25 protein-coding genes are annotated in these 23455 nt (G+C 69.2%); 7 read left to right on the plus strand and 18 right to left on the minus strand.

All coding sequences use genetic code 11. The features are described 5' to 3' along the window. The first annotated feature begins 188 nt into the window (after positions 1-188). Positions 189-746, plus strand: coding sequence for a YceI family protein (locus FJV46_RS07525; protein ID WP_087028265.1), 558 nt, complete (start codon positions 189-191; stop codon positions 744-746). A 224-nt stretch (positions 747-970) separates the two neighbouring features. Continuing rightward, entirely contained in the window at positions 971-1621 is a 651-nt protein-coding gene (locus tag FJV46_RS07530) for a hypothetical protein (RefSeq protein WP_087028267.1), read from the plus strand. Between the two features lie 16 nt (positions 1622-1637). On the opposite strand, the gene FJV46_RS07535 is transcribed toward FJV46_RS07530, so the two are convergent. After that, on the minus strand, positions 1638-2351 hold the full coding sequence (locus FJV46_RS07535; protein WP_087028269.1) for a redox-sensing transcriptional repressor Rex: 714 nt from the start codon (positions 2349-2351) through the stop codon (positions 1638-1640). A 184-nt stretch (positions 2352-2535) separates the two neighbouring features. Continuing rightward, positions 2536-2799, minus strand: a complete 264-nt coding sequence (locus FJV46_RS07540) for a glutaredoxin family protein (RefSeq protein WP_087028271.1) — start codon at positions 2797-2799, stop codon at positions 2536-2538. 79 nt (positions 2800-2878) lie between these two features. On the opposite strand from FJV46_RS07540, the gene FJV46_RS07545 reads away from it, so the two are divergent. Beyond that, entirely contained in the window at positions 2879-3688 is an 810-nt protein-coding gene (locus FJV46_RS07545; protein ID WP_087028273.1) for an HAD family hydrolase, read from the plus strand. A gap of 119 nt (positions 3689-3807) precedes the next feature. On the opposite strand, the gene FJV46_RS07550 is transcribed toward FJV46_RS07545, so the two are convergent. The 4 genes from FJV46_RS07550 to FJV46_RS07565 form a co-directional block, all read right to left on the minus strand. After that, positions 3808-3906: a 30S ribosomal protein bS22 gene (locus FJV46_RS07550; protein ID WP_003792170.1), complete on the minus strand. Its 99-nt coding sequence runs from the start codon at positions 3904-3906 to the stop codon at positions 3808-3810. 186 nt (positions 3907-4092) lie between these two features. Next, complete coding sequence (locus FJV46_RS07555) at positions 4093-4305, minus strand: helix-turn-helix domain-containing protein (RefSeq protein WP_087028275.1); 213 nt, start codon at positions 4303-4305, stop codon at positions 4093-4095. A gap of 252 nt (positions 4306-4557) precedes the next feature. After that, positions 4558-5133, minus strand: a complete 576-nt coding sequence (locus FJV46_RS07560) for an ArsR/SmtB family transcription factor (RefSeq protein ID WP_087028277.1) — start codon at positions 5131-5133, stop codon at positions 4558-4560. A 50-nt stretch (positions 5134-5183) separates the two neighbouring features. Beyond that, positions 5184-6386: an acetoin utilization protein AcuC gene (locus FJV46_RS07565; RefSeq protein ID WP_232008486.1), complete on the minus strand. Its 1203-nt coding sequence runs from the start codon at positions 6384-6386 to the stop codon at positions 5184-5186. A gap of 126 nt (positions 6387-6512) precedes the next feature. On the opposite strand from FJV46_RS07565, the gene FJV46_RS07570 reads away from it, so the two are divergent. Together FJV46_RS07570 and FJV46_RS07575 are read left to right on the plus strand one after the other, a co-directional pair. Beyond that, positions 6513-7925 (plus strand): TrkH family potassium uptake protein, encoded by a 1413-nt coding sequence (locus FJV46_RS07570; protein WP_087028279.1) that lies wholly within the window; start codon positions 6513-6515, stop codon positions 7923-7925. Continuing rightward, a complete protein-coding gene (locus FJV46_RS07575; protein ID WP_087028281.1) occupies positions 7918-8586 on the plus strand; it encodes a potassium channel family protein in 669 nt (222 codons plus the stop codon). The genes FJV46_RS07570 and FJV46_RS07575 overlap by 8 nt, the downstream gene beginning before the upstream one ends. 58 nt (positions 8587-8644) lie before the next feature. Here FJV46_RS07575 and proC read toward each other — a convergent pair whose 3' ends face one another. From proC to trhO, 6 genes are all read right to left on the minus strand, one after another. After that, positions 8645-9499 carry a pyrroline-5-carboxylate reductase gene (gene proC / locus FJV46_RS07580; RefSeq protein ID WP_087028283.1) on the minus strand — a complete coding sequence of 285 codons (855 nt, stop codon included), beginning with the start codon at positions 9497-9499 and terminating at the stop codon, positions 8645-8647. A 244-nt stretch (positions 9500-9743) separates the two neighbouring features. Then, positions 9744-10544, minus strand: coding sequence for a sugar phosphate isomerase/epimerase family protein (locus FJV46_RS07585; protein WP_087028285.1), 801 nt, complete (start codon positions 10542-10544; stop codon positions 9744-9746). A gap of 1 nt (position 10545) precedes the next feature. Continuing rightward, entirely contained in the window at positions 10546-11565 is a 1020-nt protein-coding gene (locus FJV46_RS07590) for a Ppx/GppA phosphatase family protein (RefSeq protein WP_087028288.1), read from the minus strand. Positions 11566-11622: 57 nt separating this feature from the next. Beyond that, a complete protein-coding gene (gene topA, locus FJV46_RS07595) occupies positions 11623-14370 on the minus strand; it encodes a type I DNA topoisomerase (RefSeq protein WP_087028290.1) in 2748 nt (915 codons plus the stop codon). Positions 14371-14493: 123 nt separating this feature from the next. After that, positions 14494-16119 (minus strand): DUF7059 domain-containing protein, encoded by a 1626-nt coding sequence (locus FJV46_RS07600; RefSeq protein ID WP_087028292.1) that lies wholly within the window; start codon positions 16117-16119, stop codon positions 14494-14496. Further along, positions 16116-17042 (minus strand): oxygen-dependent tRNA uridine(34) hydroxylase TrhO, encoded by a 927-nt coding sequence (gene trhO, locus FJV46_RS07605; RefSeq protein WP_087028295.1) that lies wholly within the window; start codon positions 17040-17042, stop codon positions 16116-16118. The genes FJV46_RS07600 and trhO overlap by 4 nt, the downstream gene beginning before the upstream one ends. Positions 17043-17128: 86 nt before the next feature. Between trhO and FJV46_RS07610 the strand changes: the two genes are divergently transcribed. Together FJV46_RS07610 and FJV46_RS07615 are read left to right on the plus strand one after the other, a co-directional pair. Next, positions 17129-17779 carry a GNAT family N-acetyltransferase gene (locus FJV46_RS07610; protein WP_158250137.1) on the plus strand — a complete coding sequence of 217 codons (651 nt, stop codon included), beginning with the start codon at positions 17129-17131 and terminating at the stop codon, positions 17777-17779. A 48-nt stretch (positions 17780-17827) separates the two neighbouring features. Next, positions 17828-20221 carry a DEAD/DEAH box helicase gene (locus tag FJV46_RS07615; protein WP_087028299.1) on the plus strand — a complete coding sequence of 798 codons (2394 nt, stop codon included), beginning with the start codon at positions 17828-17830 and terminating at the stop codon, positions 20219-20221. 48 nt (positions 20222-20269) lie between these two features. Here the strand turns inward: FJV46_RS07615 and FJV46_RS07620 are convergent, their stop codons facing one another. The 6 genes from FJV46_RS07620 to FJV46_RS15575 all read right to left on the minus strand — a co-directional run bounded on the left by FJV46_RS07620 (position 20270) and on the right by FJV46_RS15575 (position 23448). Next, the gene (locus FJV46_RS07620; protein ID WP_087028301.1) at positions 20270-20656 is read right to left on the minus strand and encodes an Rv3654c family TadE-like protein; all 387 of its coding nucleotides are present in this window, start codon (positions 20654-20656) and stop codon (positions 20270-20272) included. Next, complete coding sequence (locus FJV46_RS07625; protein WP_087028303.1) at positions 20649-21179, minus strand: TadE family type IV pilus minor pilin; 531 nt, start codon at positions 21177-21179, stop codon at positions 20649-20651. Before FJV46_RS07625 ends, FJV46_RS07620 begins: the two co-directional genes overlap by 8 nt. Continuing rightward, positions 21179-21670: a DUF4244 domain-containing protein gene (locus FJV46_RS15570; RefSeq protein ID WP_232008488.1), complete on the minus strand. Its 492-nt coding sequence runs from the start codon at positions 21668-21670 to the stop codon at positions 21179-21181. The genes FJV46_RS07625 and FJV46_RS15570 overlap by 1 nt, the downstream gene beginning before the upstream one ends. A gap of 154 nt (positions 21671-21824) precedes the next feature. Continuing rightward, entirely contained in the window at positions 21825-22439 is a 615-nt protein-coding gene (locus tag FJV46_RS07635; protein ID WP_087028305.1) for a type II secretion system F family protein, read from the minus strand. Continuing rightward, positions 22439-23023, minus strand: a complete 585-nt coding sequence (locus FJV46_RS07640; RefSeq protein WP_158250138.1) for a type II secretion system F family protein — start codon at positions 23021-23023, stop codon at positions 22439-22441. Before FJV46_RS07640 ends, FJV46_RS07635 begins: the two co-directional genes overlap by 1 nt. A gap of 194 nt (positions 23024-23217) precedes the next feature. Beyond that, a complete protein-coding gene (locus FJV46_RS15575) occupies positions 23218-23448 on the minus strand; it encodes a hypothetical protein (RefSeq protein WP_232008733.1) in 231 nt (76 codons plus the stop codon). Positions 23449-23455: the final 7 nt, after the last annotated feature.

A 23455-nucleotide genomic window follows, 5' to 3' on the forward strand; every position in this document is an offset into this window, starting at 1 on the left:
CATCGGCCGCGCGACGGCCAATCACCTCGGTCGGCCCCAGGGCATGACGGGGACGGACGGCTCTCGTGCACCACGCCGTGGCGGACCGGGGATTTTGTTGAACCTTTGATAGAAAAGGTGGAATAAAACATGCATACGCATGCTTTTGCTCTTCGTAAGCATTCAGCCCACCCTCACAGGAGTTCATCATGACTGTCCCCACAGGCCTCACCTCCGGCACCTGGTCCTTCGATCCCGCGCACAGCGAGGTCGGCTTCAGTGTCCGCCACGCCGGCATCAGCAAGGTGCGCGGCTCCTTCAAGGACGTCGACGCATCGCTCGCGGTCGGCTCGTCCCTCGAGGACTCCGCCATCACCGTCACGATCATGACAACCTCCTTCACCTCCGGCGACGAGAACCGCGACGGCCACGTCAAGGGCGCCGACTTCTTCGACGTCGAGCAGTTCCCCGAGATGACCTTCGTCTCCACGTCCCACGCGGGATCGGGCGAGAGCTACAGCATCACCGGTGACCTCACCATCCGCGGCATCACCCACTCCGTGGTCCTCGACGCCGAGTTCAACGGAGTGGCCGTCGATCCCTTCGGCACCACCCGCGCCGGCGTCACGGCATCCACCACCATCTCCCGCAAGGAGTTCGGCCTCACCTGGAACGCGGCCCTCGAAGCCGGCGGCGTGCTCGTCGGTGACAAGGTGACCATCAGCATCGAGGCGGAGTTCGTCGCACCGGTACCCGCCGCGGTCTGACCCGCGCACTCCATCCCGCAGGAGCAGCCAGGCCGGCGCCGTCCCCGTGACGGCGCCGCCTGCCGCTCGGCGCGGGGCCGGCGCGGGGCCGGCGCGGCCGACCCGTCGTGCGTCCTGCATCGGCGCCTGCCACGAACTAGGCTGGGTCCACCACATCCGCCGGGGAACGTCCATGGGGGCACCTGCGCGGATGACCACCCACCAGTACGACGGAGGACGCCGCGATGAGTACACCACAGGACACCCCGGGCCACGGACGGGACGACAGCAGACCGGATGGCCAGGGCTGGAACCCGCCCGGACCGGACGGCAACCAGCATCCGTATGGACAGCGGAACGACGGCGGCCAGTACGGGTCCCCGCAAGGCCCGACGTCGGGTTATGCCTACCCCTCGTCCGCGCCCGAGGTCGGCACGAGGGACAAGGGTCCCGCTCCCAAGGAGGTGATGCGGGCCTACTACCTGATCCTGGCGGCCGGCATCCTCTCACTGGTGGCGTCGCTCGTCTCCGCCTTCTCCGCGCCCTCGTCGGACATGGCGATGGCGGGCGTGGGTATCGGCATCACCCTGGTCTTCGCCGTGATCGTCTCTGCCATCTACGTGGTTCTCGCCGTGTTCATCCGCAAGGGTCACAACTGGGCACGCATCACGGCTACCGTCTTCGCCGCCCTGAGCGTGCTGGGCGTGCTGGGGACACTCCTGCTCCTGCCGCTGGCGAGCCAGGCAGCAGAGACGAGCGGGCAGCAGCTGCCGCCCGTCTCCGGTCTGGGTACCGCGCTCGACGTCGTCGTCATGCTCCTCGGCGTGGCCGGCGTCGTCATGACGTACCTGAAGCCCGCACGCCCCTACTTCGCTGCGCAGAAGCTGGGCTACTGACCCTCGGCCCCGATGATCACTGGGCGCGGGAGACCGGACCGAGGTCCGGCTCCTGCGCCCTTTGCGCGTGATACGCGAGGATCTGCAACTCCGTCGACATGTCCACCTTCCGCAGTTGCACGTGCGGCGGCACCTGGAGCACCACCGGGGCGAAGCTGAGGATGCTCGAGATTCCCGCGGCCACCAGCCGGTCGCACAGTTCCTGTGCAACGGACCCGGGAACCGACAGCACGGCCATGTTGGTGCGTGTCCGCTCGATGACCGTCTCCAGATCCACCACGGCGCTGACCTTGAGATACCCGACCTCGGTGCCGACCACCAGCTGGTCCGCATCGAACAGCGCCACGATCTCGAACCCCCTCGACACGAACCCGGAGTAGCCCGCGAGCGCGCGGCCGAGGTTTCCCGCTCCGATGATGGCCACCCGCCAGTCGAGCGTCAGACCGAGCGCCACGGAGATCTGGCGGTTGAGGTACTGGACGTCGTAGCCGACACCGCGTGTTCCGTACGAGCCGAGGTAGGAGAGGTCCTTGCGCAGCATCGGCGAGTTCACGCCGGCGGCGTCGGCCAACTCCTCGGACGAGACGCGCTCCGTACCCTCGGCCAGAAGGGAGTTCAGTGCGCGCAGATAGATGGTCAGCCTCGCCAGGGAGGCCGGCGGGATGTGGCGCACAGGATCATCCACGGGATGGAGGCCCGGCGCGTGGGGCACGCGCGGCCTGTCCGGCATTGTCACTGTCATCGGCTCCGTTGCTAGCGCTGCCTCGCCTCACCGGCGGGAGCGGGTCTTCCGGTCCCTCGACGTCGCGAGCGGCGGTGACCACCACTGTATGCCGACGATGCGGGGGTACCAAGCCGGTCGGAATGCGCGGGCCTGCACACGCCTGCACGGCCAGGGCTCCTGCTCCGACCGGTCAGGCCGGCGAGAGCAGCCGCCGCAACCGTGCCTCGTCGATGGACCAGAAGTCGCGCTGCACACCGTCGATGAACAGGACCGGCAACTCCTCCGCGAACCTCCGCCCCAGGTCCGGCGCATCCGCCACCGACACCTCCCGCCAGCCCAGGCCGAGATCAGTGGTGACACGCTCGACCACGAGCCGGGCGTCCTCGCACAGGTGGCATTCGGCGCGCGTCAGGAGCGTCACGCCGGGACCGGGGACCTCGTCCTCTTCTTCCATCCCACCACCGTACTGCCGCGCCGCGCCGGGACGGTCGGCCGCGAGGAGCCCTGTCGGAGCGACGAACTAGACTCGGAGCATGCCGGACGCAGCCCGGGCCACGAAGCCCACGCCACAGCCTCCGGCGACCGCGGGCGAGGCCGCGTTCTTCGACGTCGACAACACGCTGATGCGCGGCGCGAGCCTGTTCCACGTGGGCCGCAAGATGTACCAGCGCAGAGCCTTCACCCTCCGATTCGCCGCGGGGCTCGCCTGGAAGCAACTGCGCTTCATCATGCGCGGCGAGACCATGACGGACGTCAACTCGGTGCGGGACGCTGCGCTCGCCTTCGCGATCGGCATAGCCCACGAGGACATCCTGGCCCTCGGCGAGGAGGTGTACGACGAGATGATCGCCTCCAAGATCTGGCCCGGGGCCCGAGCCCTGGCCGACCACCACCTCTCCTCGCAGCGCCAGGTCTGGCTCGTGACGGGAACGCCCGTCGAGGTGGCGGGGGTGATCTCGAGCCGCCTGGGACTGACGGGTGCCCTGGGGACGGTCGGTGAGGTCGTGGACGGCCTGTACACGGGGAAGCTGGTGGGCGATTTCCTTCACGGCCCCGCGAAGGCCGCTGCCGTGCTCGCCCTCGCCGAACGCGAGAACCTGGACCTCCAGCGGTGCTGGGGCTACAGCGACTCCTACAACGACATCCCGCTCCTGACGGTCGTCGGCCATCCTGTGGCGATCAATCCCGACGCCAGGCTCCGCCGTCATGCCCGGGCCAACAACTGGCCCGTCTACGACTTCCGGAGCGGCAGGAGGGCCGCGACGCTCGGCCTGCGCGCGGCGACCGTCGCCGGATCGGTGTACGGGTTGTGGCGGGGGTTCGCCCGCTTCCGGAGCCGCTGAGCCGGGCGCCGATCGGCTCCGACACAGCACAGGAGGCGCGGGAACGACGACGGCCCGGCACCTCCGCTCGAGCGGAGAACCGGGCCGGTCTGCAGATCCGGTGTGGAGCCGGACCCTGACTACTTCTTGTTGCGGCGCTGGTGGCGCGTCTTGCGAAGCAGCTTGCGGTGCTTCTTCTTGGCCATCCGCTTGCGGCGCTTCTTGATTACTGAACCCATAGAGTCCTCACAGACTGTTGTGGTGCCAGCGCACTCTCCGGCCGGGAGCCGGGACCGTGCACTGGGGTGGCGAAGGACGCGTGCCTGCTGGCAATCGCCCGGATGATGCTGTACCTCGAGCGGGCCTGTGCCCGCCCAAAACGCTCCTTAACAGGGTACATGCGTTTGGCGAACGGTCGGGACGGCTCAGGCGCTCTCCGGGTGGGAGTCGACCTGCGCGCGGTGGAGGAACTCCTCGACGGAGGATTCGGGGACGCGGTAGGAGCGGCCGAACTGCACGGCAGGTAGATCACCCGCGTGGACAAGCCGGTAGACCGTCATCTTCGACACCCGCATGAGATCGGCGACTTCCGCGACCGTCAAGAACTGCACATCCGAGAAGTTAATCCCGTCTGCCATTTCACCACTATTCCTTTGCATGGGAGCCTGTACGTCATCCTGAGACCGGCGTCGTGACCGACACCCGCGAGCGACACCGGGCTGCCTCGCCCTGCCGCCTGAGGACTATCCGCCCAGAGGATCACTGTAGTGGCTGATGTGACCAAAGTGAAAGGACGCGAGCCATCCGGGGGCACTGCTGCTGCGTGTGCCGGCTGGAGCACCCCGGTGCTGTGGGACACCTCCGGCTCGCCCGCAGCCGCGTCAGGGGCGCTAGGCCGACGGGTCGCGCCGACGCCGTAACTGCGAGATGAGGTCCGCAGCCCGCTCGGCGGCGCGTCCCACGGTGCGGCCTATCGGCGGCCGTGAGGCAGCGCCGCTCGACCCCTCCACGTCCGATCCGATGCCGACCGGCGGACCCGCGTGCGCCTCCTCCTCGACAGGGGCATCACCGCCGTCAGCCACGGGCCCTGCGAGGACGGCAGCGGCGAGCAGTCCTCCGTCCACGCTCGAACCATCGGAGACGAGCGGTGCGATCGGCTCGCCCATCGCGCCGCCTGCCGACGGGGACGGTGGGGTGGCTGCGCCTATCGGGGTGAAGGCGCTCAGCCACTCCTGCACCCGCTCCAGGGGCGTCGTCTCGAGCGAGTAGAACCGCTTCTGCCCCTGGGCCCTCATCGTCACGAGGCCTGCCTCGCGGAGGACCTTCAGATGCTTGGACACCGTCGGCTGGCTCACCTGCAGCTCCACGACGAGCTCCCCTACCGCTTTGTCACCGGCGCGCAGACTCTCCAGGATCTGCCTGCGCGTGCCTTCGGCGATCACCGCGAACACACCATCGATACCCATTCGACCACCCTAGCGATATATACGCCGAACAGCATCCTGGTTCGGCGTCGTCAGTCGAACCACGGGTCGAGGCCGTGGAGCGGAAAGACAGCCCTGCGCGTGGCCATCACCGTGCGGTCCAATTCGTCATTGGGGTCGTAGCCGATCTCCCAGGACCTCCACCACGTGTCCGCGCCATCACCCATGAGCCGTGGGGTATCGATGCCATGGCGCTCCAGTACGTAGTCCCGCCAGGCGGCAGGCACCGGCGTCGACGGTGTTGTCGTCGCACCGGCGGCGACCGCGACGAGGAGCGCCCATGATCGCGGCACCACGCTCGCGAGCGCGTAGCCGCCTCCCCCGGTCGCGATCCATCGACCACCGCACAGGCCGTCGGCCAGTTCCCTCACGGCCAGCATAAGCGCGTACTGGGCGTCCACGCTCACCCTGAGGTTGGTGAGCGGGTCCTCCCGGTGGGAGTCGCATCCGTGCTGACTCACGATCACCTCGGGTGCGAAGGCCCTGGCGAGTTGGGGCACCACGGCATGGAACGCCCGGAGCAGCGCGGCATCACCCGCCGTGGTCGGCAGCGCCACGTTCACCGCATAACCCTCTGCTCCCGCGCCGCCCATCTCGTTGGCGAACCCGGTGCCCGGGAAGAGGCTCATCCCCGTCTCATGGAGGGAGATGGTCATGACGCGGGGATCGTCCCAGAAGATGCTCTCCGTACCGTCCCCGTGATGGGCGTCCACGTCGACGTACAGCACGCGCTGCGCACCGCGGTCGAGCAGGCGCTGGATGGACGCGGCGGCGTCGTTGTAGATGCAGAAGCCGCTGGCGCGGGACCGTGCGGCGTGGTGCATCCCGCCGCCGAAATTGACGGCCCTGACCGCGCCCCCGCCCAGGATCGTGTCCGCTGCCCCGATCGACCCACCGGCGAGCCGCGCGCTCGCCTCGTGCATGCCCGCGAACGCCGGATTGTCCTCCGTGCCGAGCCCGTGGGCGGCATCGGAGACGTCGGGATTGCTGCTCACGTGCCGCACCGCACGGATGTAGTCGGGGCTGTGCACCGTTGCCAGGTCCCCGTCGGAGGCGACGACGGGAGCGGTGACCCGCACGCCGTCGAGGGCGAGCAGCCCGCAATCGCGCACCAGGCGGGCGGTCAGGTGGAGGCGCTCGGGGTTCATGGGATGCTGTCCGCCGAAGTCATAGGCGAGCATGGCCTCGTCCCAGACCACCTGGAGGGGCACCGCCGGCCCGGAATGCGTAGACATCACTGCAAGGCTACGCGATGCCGGATCTTCCGACGATGGACCCGGGTGAGATGCTTTACTACTGCAGGGACAATGAGGGCAGCCGCTTCGGCGGAAGGACCAGGACACGGGGCAGAGCGGACGCCAATGGTAAGTCAACAGCCGCGGTGGCTGACGGACGATCGACGCGGGTACGTCAGGCTGCTGGCCTCGGTCCGCGACTTCGTCGACTCGTTCGCCAACAGCTCGCCGGCGCGGCTGGCACTGTTCATCTTCACGGCCGTCATCCTGGTCTTCACGGCGCTGTTGAGCCTGCCGATGTCCGCCGCCGACGGCGAGGTGACGGCCCTGCACGATGCCTTCTTCACGGCGGTGTCCGCCGTGTGCGTCACCGGGCTGACGGTCGTCTCCACAGCCTCCCACTGGTCCTTCTTCGGGCAGCTCGTGATTCTCCTCGCCATCTTCATCGGCGGTCTCGGAACGCTGACGCTCGCGTCGCTCCTCGCTCTGATCGTGAGCAAGCGGCTCGGTGTGCGCGGCAAGCTCCTCGCCCAGGAGGCCCTCAACAACGCGAGCCGCCTCGGCGAGATCGGTACGCTCCTGCGGATCGTCATCACCACCTCCGTCGTCATCGAGGTCGTGCTCGCAGCCGCCATGATCCCCCGCTTCATGGTGCTCGGCGAGCCGTGGTGGCTGGCGATCTGGCACGGCGTCTTCTACTCGATCTCCGCCTTCAACAATGCCGGCTTCACGCCGCACAGCGACGGACTGGTCCCCTACGAGACGGATCTCTGGATCCTCACGCCCATCATGCTCGGCGTGTTCCTCGGCAGCCTCGGGTTCCCGGTCATCATGGTGCTCGTCCAGGTGCGGCACCACTTCAGGAAATGGACCCTGCACGCCAAGCTGACCGTCTCGGTCTCGCTGATCCTGCTGGTCGCGGGCACCTTCGCCTGGGGCTTCCTCGAATGGGAGAACGAGGAGACGATCGCGAACCTGAGCGTCACCGATAAAGCGATCCACGCCCTGTTCGCCTCCGTCATGACGCGTTCTGGTGGCTTCAACCTCGTGGAGCAGACGGACATGAGCACCACGACGATGCTCCTGACGGATGCCCTCATGTTCGCGGGCGGTGGGTCCGCGTCGACCGCCGGCGGTATCAAGGTCACCACGATCGCCGTCATGTTCCTCGCCATCGTGGCGGAGGCGCGCGGCGACAACGACGTCAGGGCGTGGGGCCGCACCATCCCGTCGGGTGCCATGCGCGTCGCCATCTCCGTGATCTTCATGGGTGCCACCCTGGTGCTCGTGGGGAGCGCCCTGATCCTCAGCCTCACCGACGAGCCCCTCGACAAGGTGGTCTTCGAGGTCATCTCCGCCTTCGCCACATGTGGCCTCAGCACCAATCTGAGCGCCGAGCTCCCACCGGCCGGCAAGTACGTCCTGTCCGCCCTGATGTTCGCCGGGCGCATGGGTACCATCACGCTCGCCTCCGCCCTGGCGCTGAGGCAACGCAGCACGCTCTACCGCTACCCCGACGAGAGGCCGATCATTGGCTGAGAGACCCGCCCACAACGCCCCCGTCCTCGTGATCGGCCTCGGCCGCTTCGGGGCCGCCACCGCCGAGCAGCTGGTCCGCCAGGGCCGGGAGGTCCTCGCCATCGAGCGGGATCCCCAGCTCGTGCAGAAGTTCGCCAGTATCCTCACGCACGTCGTGGAGGCCGACGCGACGAACATCGAGTCCCTCCGGCAGCTGGGTGCCCAGGAGTTCTCCGCCGCCGTCGTCGGGGTGGGAACCTCCATCGAGTCGAGCGTGCTCATCACCGCCAATCTCGTGGATCTCGGGATAGACCACCTGTGGGTCAAGGCGATCACGCCCTCGCACGGGAAGATCCTCAAGCGCATCGGCGCCAACCACGTGATCTACCCGGAGGCCGACGCCGGTCAGCGCGCAGCGCACCTCGTGGGTGGTCGCATGCTGGACTTCATCGAGTTCGACGACGGCTTCGCGATCGTGAAGATGTATCCGCCGAAGGAGACGCAGGGATTCACCCTCGCGGAGTCCGCTGTGCGGTCGAAGTACGGCGTCACCGTGGTCGGCGTGAAGTCGCCCGGTGAGGACTTCACCTACGCTCGGCCCGACACCAAGGTCTCCGGGCGGGACATGCTCATCGTGTCCGGGCACGTGGACCTGCTCGAGCGCTTCGCCGGCCGGCCGTAGGACGCCCGCCTTCTCGTCAACGGCTCCGTCACTGCGAACGGTCCGTCGGTGCGACTCGTCAGGAAACCGGCCCTGCCAGTTCCCGCGTGATCTCTGCGGCGCGCGCGGTCGCCGCGCGGGCTCCGCTGCCGATGATCCCCTGCAGCCCCAGCTCCTCGAACGTCTCGATGGCGCTCTGGGTGGTCCCGTTGGGGCTCGTGACGGCGCGGCGGAGCGCTGCGGCGTCCGCGCCCTCCTCCGCCAGCATGAAGCCCGCCCCGGCAACGGTCTCCCGTGCGATGAGCGCCGAGAGCCCGGGGTCGAGGCCCAGGTCCACGCCGGCCGCTGCCATGGCCTCCGCGAGGTAGAAGGCGTACGCCGGACCGGACCCGCTGACGGCCGAGAGCGCGTCCACCTGGGACTCCGGGATCTCGACCACCGTGCCCGCGGGCGCGAGGAGAGCACGCGCCATGTCCATCAGCTCCGGCGTCGCCGAGGATCCGGCCGAGATCGAGAGCACTCCCCTGCCGAGCCTCGACGGGGTGTTCGGCATGGAACGGACGACCGGCTGGCCCGCGGGTAGCTCGGCCTCGATCATGGCCAGGGAGACCGCAGCGGCCACGCTGATGACGACGGCGGTCGGCCTGAGGGCGGGAGCGATCTCCCGGGCGAGCGGGACGATCCCCACGGGCTTCACCCCGAGGATCACGACGTCGGCCTCCCGGACCGCCCCTGCGTTCGCGGCGTCGTCCTCGCCGGTGGCGAGCACCGTCACACCGTGCCGTGCGCGAAGCTCCTCTGCGCGGTCCGCCCTGCGGACGGTCGCCGTGACACTTCCGGGCGCCCTGCCTGCAGCGAGCAGGCCGGCGAGGATGGATTCGTTCATGGAGCCGCAGCCGAGGAAGGCGATGCGCGGGGCGGTGTCGGCAGTCATGGACCCATCCTTCCATGCGCGGTTCACAGGCTACTCCCAGCGGTTTTCCTGTTGCAGCACAAGGAGGCGCCCTAGTGTTCTAAGTACCTCATAAGGGTGCGAGTGATGAGGACCGGAATTCCTGATCCGGTCCGGCGTCGGTGGCAGCAGATGATTCCCCCAACATCTGTCCAGGCCACCGGCGCCATCTCTCTTTAAGCACCTTCGGATCGCGTGGGCAAGGACAGCCCTGCCGGGGCGGCTGCTAGTGCTGCAGGTGGGTTCGCGCGTACTGCAGGGTCTCAGCCAGCCAGTCCTCACGTTCACCGGCGCCACGGGCACGGCGCGTGCTCACCTCGACGGCCACCACGCCGTCCCACGCCGATTCGGCGAGGAACGAGAGCGCCTCGGCACACCGCTGCTGGCCCTGGCCGGGCAACAGGTGCTCGTCCTTCCCGTTCGGCGTCCCGTCCGTCAGATGGACGTGCGCGAGCCGTTCCCCCAACCCGCGGATCTCCTCGAAGGAGTCCATGCCGGCGATCGCCGCGTGCGAGAAGTCCCACGTGAGCCGCTCGTACGGCTCCGGCACGGGGTTCCAGTGCGGCAGGTACGCCTTCGCCTCGCGGCCCCTGACCTTCCACGGGTACATGTTCTCGACGGCGATCTCGACGCCGTACTCCGCCGCGACGCGCCGGATCCCCTCGGGGAACTCCTCGGCGTACCCGGTCTGCCATCTGAAGGGCGGGTGGGTCACCACGGTCTTGGCCCCCACCTCCGCCGCCATCGCCGCCGAACGCTCGATCTTCGTCCAGGCCTTCCCCCAGACCTGCTGGGTGAGGAGCAGCGTCGGTGCGTGGATCGCGAGGATGGGCATCTCGTAGCGTTCGCTGAGCACGGCGAGCTGGTCCGGGGCCTGGCTGACGGAGTTGTTGGTCACCATGACCTCCACGCCGTCGTAGCCGAGGTCCTGGGCCAGCGCGAACGCATCGTGGACGGCGAGCGGGTACACCGAGGCACTCGAGAGGGCCACCGGGATGGAGGGGAGCGCGTCCGTGGGATGCACCATGTCAGGCCCCCTCGGGCACGGCCACGGGCACGCGCCGCGTCGAGTCGAGCTGGGCATGGCCCACTCCGGCTCCCGGCAGCGGCTCCTCGGCATCGAACATCTTGGCGTCGAAGCGCCGCAGCAGCAGGCCCTCGCGCAGGGCCCACGGGCAGATGTCCATCGAGGGCACACCGAAGAGATCAAGGGCGCATTCCGCGACCAGTGCCCCGGCGAGGACCTGCGGTGCGCGGAGCTCGGAGACGCCGTCGAGGTTGGATCTGTCCTTGGCGCTCATGGCAGCGAGGCGCTTGGTCCAGAGAGCCAGATCCTCCAGGCGCAGCTCCCGCCGGACGAAGGGACCCGCGGCCGACGGCGCCGCCCCCGCGATGCGTGCGAGCGAGCGGAACGTCTTGGACGTCCCCGCGACGAGGTGCGGCCTGCCCAGGTGGGCGAACTGCGGTACCGCCTCGCGGAGCGTCGCCCTGATGTAGCGGCGGAGTTCCTTGACGCTCTTCGCCGAAGGCGGATCACCGTGCAGCCAGTCCCGGGTCAGCCGGCCGGCCCCCAGCGGTACGGAGAGGGCCACCTCGGGCAGCTCGTCCGTACCCATCGCCAGCTCGAAGGAACCACCACCGATGTCGAGATTGAGGATGGATTCGGCGCCCCACCCGTACCAGCGCCGGACGGCCTGGAAGGTGACGGCTGCCTCCTGGTCCCCGGACAGCTCCTGGAGGTCGACGCCGGTCTCCTCCCGCACCCGGGCCAGCACGTCACGGCCGTTGCCGGCCTCGCGGATCGCGGAGGTGCAGAACGCGAGGAAGTCCTCGGCGTCGTGACCGTCCGCGAAGGCACGCGCCTCCTGCACGAATCCGATGAGCTCGTCCTGGCCCTTCCGGGAGATACGGCCCTGCTCGTCCAGATAGGCCACCAGCTGCAGGGGCTTCTTGTGCGATGCGAAGGGCACCGGCCTACCACCCGGGTGGGCATCCACGAGGAGCAGATGGACCGTGTTCGACCCTATGTCCAGCACACCTAGCCGCATTGTTCCCGCGCTTCCAGCTCATCCCCCGCCAATATCATTGCCCCGCGCCGGACGGCGCTATTTGCCCGCCGCCGTCTTGCGTTTCGCCGGAGCCCGCCGCGTGGTCTTCTTCGGAGCCGGGCCCTTCGCCCGCTTCTCCGCGAGCATGTCGATGGCCTGCTCACGCGTGAGCTCCTCGATGGCCATGGAACCCGGGACCGTGATGTTCGTGATGCCGTCCGTGATGTACGGGCCGAAGCGGCCGTCCTTCACCACGATCGGCTTCTCGCTCACGGGATCGTCGCCGAACTCCGCCAGCGGCGGGGTCACCGTCCGGCCGCCACGCTGCTTGGGCTGCGCGTAGATCTCCAGGGCCTGCTCACGGGTGATGGTGAAGATCTCCTCCTCGGACCCGATGGACCGGGAGTCGCTGCCCTTCTTGAGGTACGGGCCGAAGCGTCCGTTCTGCACCGTGATCTCCTTGCCCTCCTCGTCCGTGCCGAGCACGCGCGGGAGGTTCATGAGCTTGAGGGCCTCCTCGAGCGTCACGGTGTCCACCGACATGGACGTGAAGAGCGATCCGGTGCGCGGCTTGACCTTCACGGGCTTCTTCGGCGGCTTGGGCTTGCCGTTCTTGTAGTACTCCACCGGCTGGCTCGCGAGTTCCTCGGCCGTGACCTCGGGGATCAGCTCGATCACGTAGGGGCCGTACCGGCCGTCGCGGGCCACGATCGAGCGTCCGGTCTCCGGATCGGTGCCGAGCACGCGCTCCTGCGACGTCGGAGCCTCCATGAGCTCGACCGCCTTCTCAGCCGTCAGCTCGTCCGGGGCGAGGTCCTCGGGGACATTCGCGCGCTGGGGCTCCGTGCCCTCGGGTGCGTCAGCGGGCAGCGGCTTCTCCAGGTAGGGGCCGAACTTGCCGACGCGCAGCGTGATGCCTTCGGCGATCTCCACCGAGTTGATCCGGCGGGCGTCGATCTCACCGAGATCGTTGACGATGGTGTGGAGCCCGGTCTCCTTGCGGTCACCGTAGTAGAAGCTGGTGAGCCACTCGACCCGCCCCGCCTCCCCGCGGGAGATGCGGTCGAGATCCTCCTCGAGTTCCGCCGTGAAGTCGTAGTCCACGTAGTCGTTGAAGTGCTCCTCGAGCAGCCGCACCACCGAGAACGCGATCCAGCTCGGCACCAGTGCCTGGCCGCGCGTCCGCACGTACCCCCGGTCCATGATGGTGGACATAGTCGCCGCGTAGGTGGACGGACGGCCGATGCCGCGCTCGTCGAGGACCTTCACGAGGGAGGCCTCGGTGTAGCGCGGGGGCGGGGAGGTCTCGTGGCCGACAGCCTCGATGGCCTTCGCTCCGAGCGCGTCACCCTTGGCTACGTTCGGCAGGCGCGTGCCCTGCGTGTCGTCGTCGGCGCCGTCCTCCGCGCGGTCGGCATCGCGCCCCTCCTCGTAGGCGGCCATGAACCCGCGGAAGGTGATGACCGTGCCGGAGGCCGCGAACTCGGCGTCCCGCCCGTCGGTGCTCCTCGCACCGAGTCGCAGCGACGCCGTCGAGCCCTTGGCATCGGCCATCTGCGAGGCGACGGTGCGCTTCCAGATGAGCTCGTAGAGGCGGAACTCGTCACCGCGCAGGGACTGCGCCACCTGGGCGGGGGTGCGGAAGGAGTCACCGGCGGGCCGGATGGCCTCGTGCGCCTCCTGCGCGTTCTTGGCCTTGCCCTTGTAGACCCGACGCGCCTCGGGCACGTACTCGGGTCCGTACAGCTCCGACGCCTGCCGGCGGGCGGCATTGATGGCCTGGTCGGACAGCGCCGACGAGTCGGTACGCATATAGGTGATGTAGCCGTTCTCGTACAGCCGCTGCGCCACCTGCATGGTGACCTTCGAGCTGAAGCGCAGCTTGCGGGCCGCCTCCTGCTGAAGAGTCGACGTCGTGAACGGCGCGGCGGGACGGCGCGTGTAGGGCTTGGTCTCGAGGGACCGCACCGCGAACTCGGCCGTCTCCAGGCCCGAGGCGAGGGACCGCGCGGCGTCCTCGTCGAGCCGGACGGCATTCGAGGCCTTCAGTTCGCCACGGTCGGAGAAGTCCTTGCCGGAGGCGATCCGGCTGCCGTCGACGGCCACCAGCTTCGCGGGGAAGGTGCTGCCCTTCGCGGAATCCTCCGGCGTGAACGTGCCGGTCAGGTCCCAGTAGGACGCGGACCGGAACGCCATGCGCTCCCGCTCGCGCTCGACCACGAGGCGCGTCGCGACGGACTGGACGCGGCCTGCGGACAGGCCGCGCGCCACCTTGCGCCAGAGGACGGGCGAGATCTCGTAGCCGTAGAGGCGGTCCAGGATGCGCCGGGTCTCCTGCGCGTCGACCATGGGGATGTCGACCTCGCGCAGTTCGCCGAGGGCCCGCGTCACGGCTTCCTTCGTGATCTCACCGAACGTGAGTCGGTAGACCGGGACCTTCGGCTTCAGGACCTGCAGGAGGTGCCACGCGATGGCTTCGCCCTCGCGGTCGGCGTCGGTCGCGAGGTAGAGCTCGTCGGCGTCCTTCAGGGCCGCCTTCAGCTCCGCGACGGTCTTCCGCTTCTCGGGGGACACGACGTAGTACGGTTCGAAATCCTTGTCGAGGTCCACGGCGAACTTGCCCACGGAGGATTTCTTGAGCTCCGCGGGGAGGTCCGACGGCTGGGGGAGATCACGGATGTGCCCCATGGACGCCGCGACCTGGAAACCCTCACCGAGATACCCCGAGATGCTCTTGATCTTGCTGGGGGACTCGACGATGACGAGCTTCTTGCCGTGCTTCTTGTCCGTGGCCTTGGTCGGCACTTCTCTCCTATATATACGGGTGCGATACCTCAGCGTCGAAGGCGGGTCTCCGGTCAGGGACCCCCTGCTGGGCTCACCACACAGTATGCGTCATGCGTACCTGCACAAGGGTAACGGCTGGTTTCAGGGGGCCGGAATCAGGAATCCCTCACGGATCAGCTGCTCGACATCGACCAGCAGCTCGGCGGTGAAGGCCGGATCGGGCCGGTCGAGGAGCATGGCGAGCGCACCTGCGATCTGACCTGCGGTCAGATCTCCGTCGCACGCGGAGGCGAATCCGGCGAGTTCCGTGCTGAGGAGTGACGTGCGCCGGAGCCCTGCTCCCTGCCGGAGGAGGATCACGCCGGGATGTTCCGCGCCCGGCCGCTGGTGGCGTTCCTCGGTGACGTCGTCGGCCACCAGGAGGAACGCGTCGGCGATGCCGGTGCCCGACGCCGCCTGCTCGGTCCGCGCGGCGAGCCAGTCGCTGCGCGCGACGGCGGCGGACAGGTGCGGGCCCACCGGCTGCTCGATCTCGTGGGTGATCTCCTCCAGCGTCACCCGCACCAGGGCCCCCGGAGAACTCGGGCGCCTGAGCCAGATGGACCCGAAGCCGATCGCCTCGACGTCGCGGGAGGAGAAGTCGGCGAGGTATGCCGCGAAGCTGTCGAGGTACGCCGACCGGTCGCGGTCCTCCGCAGCGTCGCGGAGCCACGTCTCGGCGTACTGCACCGGGGAGAGCTGCTCACGCTGGATGACCCAGGCGTCGACGCCGGCCGGTACGAATCTTCCGACCCTCCGGTCCCACGGTGTTCCCTCGGTGATCTCCCAGTTGCCGAGCAACTGGGCCGCCCCGCCGGGCGCGAGTACCCCGGGGAGCTCCCGGACCAGGGTCTCCACGATGGCGTCGCCCGCCAGACCGCCGTCGCGGTAGGTGTAGGCGTCCGCGGGCGAGCCCGTGCGCGGGGTGATCACGAAGGGCGGGTTGGAGACCACGAGATCGAAGCGCTCACCGGCGACCGGTTCGAGGAGACTGCCCAGACGCAGAGCGACCCGCTCCTCGAGCCGCTGGGGGTCGAGCCCGAGTGCTGGCGCGTTGAGCAGGAGGTTGAAGCGGGCGAAGGCGAGCGCACGCTCCGAGATGTCCGTGGCGGTGACGTGCCGCGCGTGGGACAGCAGGTGGAAGGCCTGGATGCCGCACCCGGTGCCGAGATCCAGCGCCCTGGCCACCGGGTTCCGCATCACGGTCTGCGCCAGCGTCAGCGATGCACCGCCGATCCCGAGCACATGGTCGTGCCGGAGCGGACCGGGTCGCTGCTCCGAGCCCAGGTCGCTGGCCACCCACAGCCCGCCGCCGACGTCGGAGCCGTAGGGGCGCAGCTCGACGGCGGCTCGCCACCCGGCCGCGCCGTCCGAGGTTCCGGCGCCCGGACCCTCGGATGGTTCGATGAGCCGGAGCCTCTGGAGACCGGCCCTCCCGGTCCGGGGGAAGGCCACGCCGAGGTCGGCCCCGTCCACCGTCTCCCCGAGGAGCCAGAGCAGCACGGGGACGATGCCTTCGCGCGCCCCGTCGGACATCCGCCGGGCCTCGAGCAGTGCAGGAGCGAGGTGTCCCCGTCCGAGCGCCGCGTAGGCGGCGGCACCGAGGAGTGCCTCGACGCCGTCGACCGTGTACGCGAGCTCCGCGAGATCACCGGCCAGGGCTTCCAGCAGCGCGGGTTCGCCGCTCGCGGGCGCCGACGGTACGTCGGCCTCGAAGACAGCAGTCATGCTGCACCCACGGCGGTTGCTTCGGCCTCGTCCGGCTCGCATCCCTGCGGGCAGCGGAGCGTCACGGGGTCCGCTGCGCACCCCTCGCAGTAGAGCGTCAGGTTGCGGCACTCCGGATTCGAGCAGTTCGCGAACGTGTTCGTCGGGGCCTCGCACCGCACGCAGCGGCCGAGCGTGACCGCGTCATCGCTGAACTCGAGGTGCATGCGCTTGTCGAAGACGTACAGGGAGCCCTCCCACAACCCGCGGTCACGGTACGTCTCGCCGTACCGGACGATCCCGCCGTCGAGCTGGTAGACCTCCCGGAACCCGCGGTTGACCATGAGGCTCGACAGCACCTCGCAGCGGATTCCTCCGGTGCAGTAGGTGACCACGGGCTTGTCCTTGAGGTCGTCGTACTTGCCCGACTCGAGCTCGCGGACGAAATCGTGCGTCGTCCTCACATCGGGGACCACCGCTCCCTTGAAACGGCCGATCTGGGCTTCGAGGGCGTTGCGGCCGTCGAAGAAGACGACCTCCTCACCCGCCGCCCGCCTGGCGTCCACCAGGGCGTGAACCTCCTCCGGAGCGAGGTGCTTTCCTCCGCCCACGACACCGCTCTCATCCACGACCAGCTCCCCGGGCGCACCGAACGACACGATCTCGTCCCGTACCTTCACGCTGAGTCGCGGGAAGTCCTCGGCCCCGCCGTCGGACCACTTGACGTCCAGCCCCGTGAACCCGGGGTACTCGCGTGTGGTCCGGACGTACTGCTTGACCGCAGCGACCTCACCGCCCACGGTGCCGTTGATGCCGTCCTTCGAGATGAGGATGCGTCCGCGCAGACCCCATTTCTCGCACAGAGCCCGCTGCCACAGCCGGATCGCCTCCGGATCGGGAAGGGGTGTGAAGGCGTAATACAGGGCAATACGGTTCGTGGACACGGTTTAAAGCCTACTTTGCGTCTCAAATAGGTCACCTTCGCGGCCGCCTATGTCATCGATCGGCCCCGAGAACTATGGTTCAGCACATGGGCGCACATGCAGACGATGACCTCCTCCAGACCTGGATCTCGGGATGGTCGGCGTGTCGGGGTTATGAGCCGCAGCGGGACGGACGGAGCACCTCCGTCCTGCTGACCGACGAGGAGGGCCGGACCGAGCATTTCCTGTTCGAGCCCCCGACGGAACGGTTCAGGGAACTGGCAGCCGAGACGCAGCAGGACCCGCAGCGCGTGCTGACCGTCGTGACCAACAGGATGCAGGACCTGATCGACGAGGCGGAGGCGCTCGGGCTGCGGGTCACCGACCGCCAGCAGTCCCTCATGAAGGTCGACATGCACGGTCAGGACGTCGAGGACCCGCGGCCTCCGGGTGACGAGTTCACGCTCTCCCGGGACAAGGACGGCTGCTGCCGTCGCGTCACGGTCCATGCCGGGGACGCCGTGGCTGCCCGCGGTTCCGTCTCCGTGGTCGGCGAGCACGCGGTCTACGACCGCATCGTCACGGAGGAGGACTTCCGACGTCGTGGTCTGGGGAGCTTCCTGATGCGAGCCCTCACGGCGGGCGTCCTCGAGGACGACGTGACCGCCGGCCTGCTGATGGCATCGGCCGACGGGCGTGCGCTCTACGAGTACCTCGGGTGGCAGCACGTCGCCGACGTGTTCGTCGTCAGAGGATAAGGGCGCTCCCTGCCCGTCCGTGCCCCGTGCCGGTGCGAGAATGGCGGCGTGGCTGCGCGCGACTCCCTGATCCCCCTGCTCGGGGGCGGACCGGACCCCGAGCAGCTCCTCCATGTCCGGGAGATCCCTGCCCGTCAGGCCGATCATGCTCCCTGGCCCGACTGGGTCCATCCCGACGTCGTCGAAGCGTTCACCGGACGCGGCGTCCACGAGCCGTGGCGCCACCAGGTGGAGGGCGCGACCGCCGCCCATGACGGGGCACACACGATCGTCGCGACGGGAACGGCCTCCGGGAAATCCCTGTGCTACCAGCTGCCCGTGCTCGACGAGATCCACCGCAGTGAACTCGCCGACCGGTCGACGCTCGCGCCGAGCGGCTCCGTGGCCCTGTACCTCGCACCGACCAAGGCCCTCGCCGCGGACCAGCTCTCGGCCGTCAACGCCCTGGGGCTTCCGACGGTGCGCGCCGAGACGTACGACGGCGACACCGAATCGGGCGCACGCCGCTGGATCCGGGACCACGCCAACCTCGTCCTCGCCAATCCCGACATGCTCCACTACGGGATCCTGCCGAACCACACCTGGTGGGCGAGGTTCTTCCGGCGGCTCAAGTACGTCGTCATCGACGAGGCACACAGTTACCGGGGCGTCTTCGGGTCGCACGTCGCCAACCTGCTCCGACGCCTGCGCCGGATCTGCGCGAGCTACGGTGCGCATCCCGTCTTCATCGGCGCCTCGGCCACGTCGTCCGAACCGGCGGCTTCCTTCGGCAAACTCATCGGGGCCCCTGTGCGAGCGGTGGACCGCGACGCCTCCCCGCACGGTTCGACGACGGTCGCCTTCTGGGAGCCGCAGCTCACCGGGATGAGGGGTGAGAACGGGGCCGCCACCCGACGGACCGTCATCGCGGAGACGTCGGATCTGCTCGCGAACCTCGTCTCGTCACAGGTGAGGACGATCGCCTTCATCAAGTCCAGGCGCGGGGCCGAGAGTATCGCCCAGACATCGCGACGGATGCTCGAGGACGTCCACCCGAGCCTGCCCCACCGCGTCGCCGCCTACCGATCCGGCTACCTGCCGGAGGAGAGGCGAGCGCTGGAGTCGGCGCTGCGCAGTGGGGAACTTCTCGGCGTCGCCAGCACCTCCGCCCTCGAACTCGGCATCGACATCTCCGGTCTCGATGCGGTGCTGGTAGCCGGTTGGCCCGGCACACGCGCATCCCTCATGCAGCAGATCGGACGGGCCGGGCGCTCCGGACAGGACGCGATCGCAGCGTTCGTCGCGAGCGACGATCCGCTCGACACCTACCTGGTCCATCATCCGGAGGCAGTCTTCGACCTCGCCGTGGAGGCCACGGTCTTCGATCCGTCGAACCCCTACGTGCTCGGCCCGCACCTCTGCGCAGCAGCTGCCGAACTACCCATCACGGACGAGGACCTCGATCTGTTCGGGCCGACCGCGCATACCCTCCTGGGGACGCTGTGCGAGCAGGGATTCCTCCGTCGGCGACCCGCGGGCTGGTTCTGGACGCACCCTCAGAGCGCCGCGGCCATGGTCAACCTGAGGGCGGACGGCGGTGGCCCGATCAACATCGTCGACGCCGACTCGGGTGCCCTGCTCGGGACGATGGACTCGCCCCAGAGCCACTACCAGGCCCACCCGGGCGCCGTGTACGTGCACCAGGGCCGCACCTACGTGGTCCAGGACCTCGACGAGCAGGACCACTGTGCGATCGTCTCGAGAGCACACCCCGACTACTACACGCAGGCGCGTGACGTCACCCAGATCGAGGTCATCGACCGCGATATCAGCGCGCTGTGGGGTGGGGTGCTCGCCAGTTTCGGCGATGTGAAGGTCACGACCCAGGTGGTCTCCTTCCAGCGGAAGGCCTTCTCCTCCAACGAGATCCTCGGCGAGGAGCCCTTGAATCTGGAGGCTCGGGATCTGTTCACGAAAGCGGTGTGGTTCGAGATCAGCCCGGCGCTGCTCGAGGCCGAGGGCATCTCGGCCGAGGAACTCCCCGGTGCCCTGCATGCTGCCGAGCACGCAGCCATCGGACTGTTACCCCTGGTCGCGTCGAGCGATCGCTGGGACATCGGCGGTGTGTCCACGGCCCTGCACGCCGATACCGGCCAGCCCACGATCTTCGTGTACGACGGGCATCCGGGCGGCGCCGGGTTCGCGGAGCGCGGGTTCCAGGCCGCTCGCACCTGGTTGTCCGCGACCCGCGATGCCATCGAGTCCTGCGAATGCGAGTCCGGATGCCCCTCGTGCGTCCAGTCCCCGAAGTGCGGGAACCGCAACAACCCGCTGAGCAAAGGCGGGGCCGTGGCGGTGCTCTCGCTCATCCTGCAGCAGGCTGCGGGCGCCGCTCCTCCAGCTGCTGACCCGGTGGACGTCGGCCCGTACCCCCTCCCCGATACCGCACCGTCGGCCCGGTAACCCTGTCGGCACCATCTCCGAACGGTCCACCCGGGACCCCGGCACCACCTACGGCGGTGCGCCTGCCCGGGCAGCACCCGCGGCGCGCGGCAGCAATCCCGGTCCGTCGACGGTCACCCGGATCAGGACCGTCCCGGTTGCCGGGTCCTCCACGAGGCACTGCTCCACCCGCGCGCCATGCTGCGCGGCGACGGTCCCGGCGATCTCGCAGGGTTGGCCGGGTGCCAGGCCCCTCGCGGAGTCGGCGGCGGCCAGCGCGGCCAGATCGGCCGCCGTCGCAGCCTTCGACGCCGCCGATGCTGCGAGGACGAAGACACCCGCCACCGCCACCAGGATCAGCGCGAGCAGCGCTATCCCGGTCATGAGGGCGGTCCCCGCTCCCCTCTCGCTCCAGGAATCCCCCGCACGCGACTCGCCCCACCTCGCGTCACCCATCACTCTCCTCCCGGCCCGCCGCGGAGGCGACGAGCTCGACACCGAAGATTCCGACGACGGGCCCTGTGACGCGTGCCCGCACCACCACGGTCGTCCACCCGCCGTCGGACGACGTGCTCGTCACCGCGTCCCGCCCGGCAAGCCTCCGAACCGTCTGCTGGACGGTCGTGCTGCTCTCACCCCGCATGACCTCCCGGGCTCCGGCCCGCGCCGCCTCCTCGATCCGCAACTGCACGACGCCTACCTGCGCCATCCCGAGGATGAGGGCGACGAGAACCACCAGGGCGGGGAGGACGACGGCCACCTCGGCGGTGACGGACCCGCGGTCGGACACGGAACCCTGACCGGATGGTCCGCCACGACGGACGGGCCACCTGGTGGACCGGGACCGGGAGCCGTCCTGCCGGCCGGCGGCTCCGCTGTCTCCGATGGCTCCGAGGGCTCCGGTGTCCGACCGCGGCGAGGGCACGTGGCCCACCCGGCTCGCGGTGTGGTCGATCAGCCCGCCCTGGTGGCTGCCCATCAGCCGAAGTTCAGGGCCGAGGTGATCAGGGACATCAGCAGGCCCTTGATCTCACCGCTCGACAGGACTGCCACGAGCAAGGCGGCGAACCCGACGGCCGCGAGGGTGGCGATCGCGTACTCGGCCGTCGCCATCCCCGCCTCACGGTCGGGCAGGACGATCAGGCGACTCCGGAGCACCCGATCGTTGGATCGACGCCGCCGCGCCGCGGACCGGCGCGCTGCTCGGTCGACGTCGATCTCCGCCTGTCTCCCCACGGGCAGACGGGGCTCGCCGTCGCACACGGCTTGTATCGCCGGCACCGACCCGTCCCGGCAGAAGGGTGTTTCCCCGGGCCGGACGGCCGGGGTCGAGACGGCTGACGACGGCGCCGGGACGGACCGGTCGGGACGGGTGCCGCGCCCCGATCGCGGGACCTCGACGTCCGCACCGACGTCAGCCGCTGGTCGCCCCTGACCGGCTTCCCTGCCTACGTATGACTGCGCTGCCATGACTCCTCCTTCGTCCGTGACGTGGCAGATGCTCCACGTCGTGTGTGCGACGGTCGCCGCACGGTCAACTCTCGCGAGTGGGCGGCGCCCGGTGGCCGCCGGTGCGGGCTAAGTGGATAAGTGCCACCCCAACGGTTGGCGAGTCGAGGCGGCCCTAGAGATCCGGCAGGAGTCCCAGAACGACGGGTACCACGCCCAGGCAGATGAAGGCGGGGAGAGAGCACAGTCCGAGCGGCAGCACGAGGTGGACTCCGAGGGTCGCCGCCCGTTTGTCCGTCTCCCGGTTGAGTCGGCGCCGCATCTGGGCAGCATGGGCGTGCAGCAGGGCGGCCGACGGTGCTCCCGTCGAGGTGGCGAAGCGGAGGCCCTGTCTGATGTCCTCGACGGTACGCGCTCGCGCAGCGCCATCCAGCTGCTGTGCGTGGCCGGGTCTGCGCCTGCCCGTCCCGGCCACGATGGCCGTCGCACCCGGTGTGCCGACGTCCCAGGCCGCCTCCCAGGTGGCGCCGAGCAGCCGGGCCGCTCGCACCCTCTGAAGGGCTGGACCGACGGACAGGTCGCACGCCTCTGCCACCACCGAGAGACCGTGCTCCACCGAGGCCCCTGCCGTGAGCATCGATCCGAGCAGATCGAGGATGAGCGGTCCGTCCGTGAGGCCTGGTCGCGAGGGGACGGCTGGTCCTGCCCGTTCGCGTGCACCCTGCCTCCTCGAGACGGAGAGCACGACGAATCCGAGGAACAGGAGCGCGAACACCGTGATGCCCGCCATCAGGATGGCTCGACAGCCCGCTGCACCAGGCGCCCGGACCAGAGTCGCGCGACGACCATCAGCACGGTACCGGCGCCGAGAGTCAGCAGGCCCAGTGGTGAACCGAGAAGGACCTGGACGGGATCGACACCGAGCGCGAACCCGAGCACCAGGCCGATCACCGGGAGCCACGCCAGCAGCACGACGGTTGCACGGGGCCCGGCGAGGACCGTCTCACGCGCGGCAGCACTGTCGAGACCTGCCTCCAGGTGCGTTGCATAGCGTTCGAGGATCGCGGCGAGCGGGACGCCGCTCCGCTCGGCGACGACGAGGCACCCGGCGAGATCGACCCACAACCCGATCGCCCGGTCCGCATTCACAGGTGCACGGGCCTGTCCGGTTGCACGCCCGCTGGCGGCCCGCAGGGCGTCCGGGACATTCAGCCCGAGGTCGGCCGCCCGACGCGCCGTCGCGATGACGGGCAGCGCGGTCCGGGCGAAGACGGTCGGGGTTTCGGAGTACACCCGCTCCATGTCCGACCAGAGGAGATGCGGGGGCCGCCCCGCGCGAAGGAGCCCCGCCAACTGGTGGATGAACAGAGGCATGTCGTGAACGTCGAGGACCTGTCGGCGGAGACGGATACGCAGGCGGCCCAGGCCCATGGGGAGGTCCTGCGGATGGGTACGGCGGACCGCACGTTCATGACCACCCCGCGGTCCGCCACGTGGCTCCGTACCCCCGTGACTCAAGATTGTGACGACGGCGGCGCCGAGCAGCAGTGCCACGATCAGGCCGGTCATCAGCCGGACACCGGATCGGGTGTCGACGCGATCGTGCGTGCTCCTGGTGTCCGCTCGGCCGGAGTGGCTGCGTGGGCCACGGTCTGCAGATCGCCATCCGACCATCCCACGGCGTGTGCGAACTCCGCCCAGCCCGCTCCGCGCTCGCACCCCTGCCCGAGGGAGGACAGGACCGGCGTGACGACCAGCGCCGTCCCCCGCTCCACATGCAGCAGATTCAGGCTCTCCACGCGCCGA

Origin of the sequence: Arthrobacter agilis, from assembly GCF_006494655.1 — a bacterium.
Taxonomy (GTDB): Bacteria; Actinomycetota; Actinomycetes; order Actinomycetales; family Micrococcaceae; genus Arthrobacter_D; species Arthrobacter_D agilis.

What these genes read in the sequence shown, in the direction of transcription:
- FJV46_RS07540 (WP_087028271.1), bottom strand. Translation starts at nt 2,799, where the DNA reads ATGGAAGAAGAGGACGAGGTCCCCGGTCCCGGCGTGACGCTCCTGACG.
- proC (WP_087028283.1), bottom strand. Translation starts at nt 9,499, where the DNA reads ATGACTGCCGACACCGCCCCGCGCATCGCCTTCCTCGGCTGCGGCTCC.
- FJV46_RS15570 (WP_232008488.1), bottom strand. Translation starts at nt 21,670, where the DNA reads ATGGCAGCGCAGTCATACGTAGGCAGGGAAGCCGGTCAGGGGCGACCA.
- FJV46_RS07570 (WP_087028279.1), top strand. Translation starts at nt 6,513, where the DNA reads ATGGTAAGTCAACAGCCGCGGTGGCTGACGGACGATCGACGCGGGTAC.
- FJV46_RS07560 (WP_087028277.1), bottom strand. Translation starts at nt 5,133, where the DNA reads ATGGGTATCGATGGTGTGTTCGCGGTGATCGCCGAAGGCACGCGCAGG.
- FJV46_RS07635 (WP_087028305.1), bottom strand. Translation starts at nt 22,439, where the DNA reads ATGGCGGGCATCACGGTGTTCGCGCTCCTGTTCCTCGGATTCGTCGTG.
- FJV46_RS07565 (WP_232008486.1), bottom strand. Translation starts at nt 6,386, where the DNA reads ATGTCTACGCATTCCGGGCCGGCGGTGCCCCTCCAGGTGGTCTGGGAC.
- FJV46_RS07600 (WP_087028292.1), bottom strand. Translation starts at nt 16,119, where the DNA reads ATGACTGCTGTCTTCGAGGCCGACGTACCGTCGGCGCCCGCGAGCGGC.
- FJV46_RS07545 (WP_087028273.1), top strand. Translation starts at nt 2,879, where the DNA reads ATGCCGGACGCAGCCCGGGCCACGAAGCCCACGCCACAGCCTCCGGCG.
- FJV46_RS07530 (WP_087028267.1), top strand. Translation starts at nt 971, where the DNA reads ATGAGTACACCACAGGACACCCCGGGCCACGGACGGGACGACAGCAGA.
- FJV46_RS07555 (WP_087028275.1), bottom strand. Translation starts at nt 4,305, where the DNA reads ATGGCAGACGGGATTAACTTCTCGGATGTGCAGTTCTTGACGGTCGCG.
- FJV46_RS07590 (WP_087028288.1), bottom strand. Translation starts at nt 11,565, where the DNA reads ATGCGGCTAGGTGTGCTGGACATAGGGTCGAACACGGTCCATCTGCTC.
- FJV46_RS07585 (WP_087028285.1), bottom strand. Translation starts at nt 10,544, where the DNA reads ATGGTGCATCCCACGGACGCGCTCCCCTCCATCCCGGTGGCCCTCTCG.
- FJV46_RS07640 (WP_158250138.1), bottom strand. Translation starts at nt 23,023, where the DNA reads ATGCCTCTGTTCATCCACCAGTTGGCGGGGCTCCTTCGCGCGGGGCGG.
- FJV46_RS07610 (WP_158250137.1), top strand. Translation starts at nt 17,129, where the DNA reads ATGGGCGCACATGCAGACGATGACCTCCTCCAGACCTGGATCTCGGGA.
- FJV46_RS07525 (WP_087028265.1), top strand. Translation starts at nt 189, where the DNA reads ATGACTGTCCCCACAGGCCTCACCTCCGGCACCTGGTCCTTCGATCCC.
- FJV46_RS07625 (WP_087028303.1), bottom strand. Translation starts at nt 21,179, where the DNA reads ATGGGCAGCCACCAGGGCGGGCTGATCGACCACACCGCGAGCCGGGTG.
- FJV46_RS07535 (WP_087028269.1), bottom strand. Translation starts at nt 2,351, where the DNA reads ATGCCGGACAGGCCGCGCGTGCCCCACGCGCCGGGCCTCCATCCCGTG.
- FJV46_RS07620 (WP_087028301.1), bottom strand. Translation starts at nt 20,656, where the DNA reads ATGGGTGACGCGAGGTGGGGCGAGTCGCGTGCGGGGGATTCCTGGAGC.
- FJV46_RS07550 (WP_003792170.1), bottom strand. Translation starts at nt 3,906, where the DNA reads ATGGGTTCAGTAATCAAGAAGCGCCGCAAGCGGATGGCCAAGAAGAAG.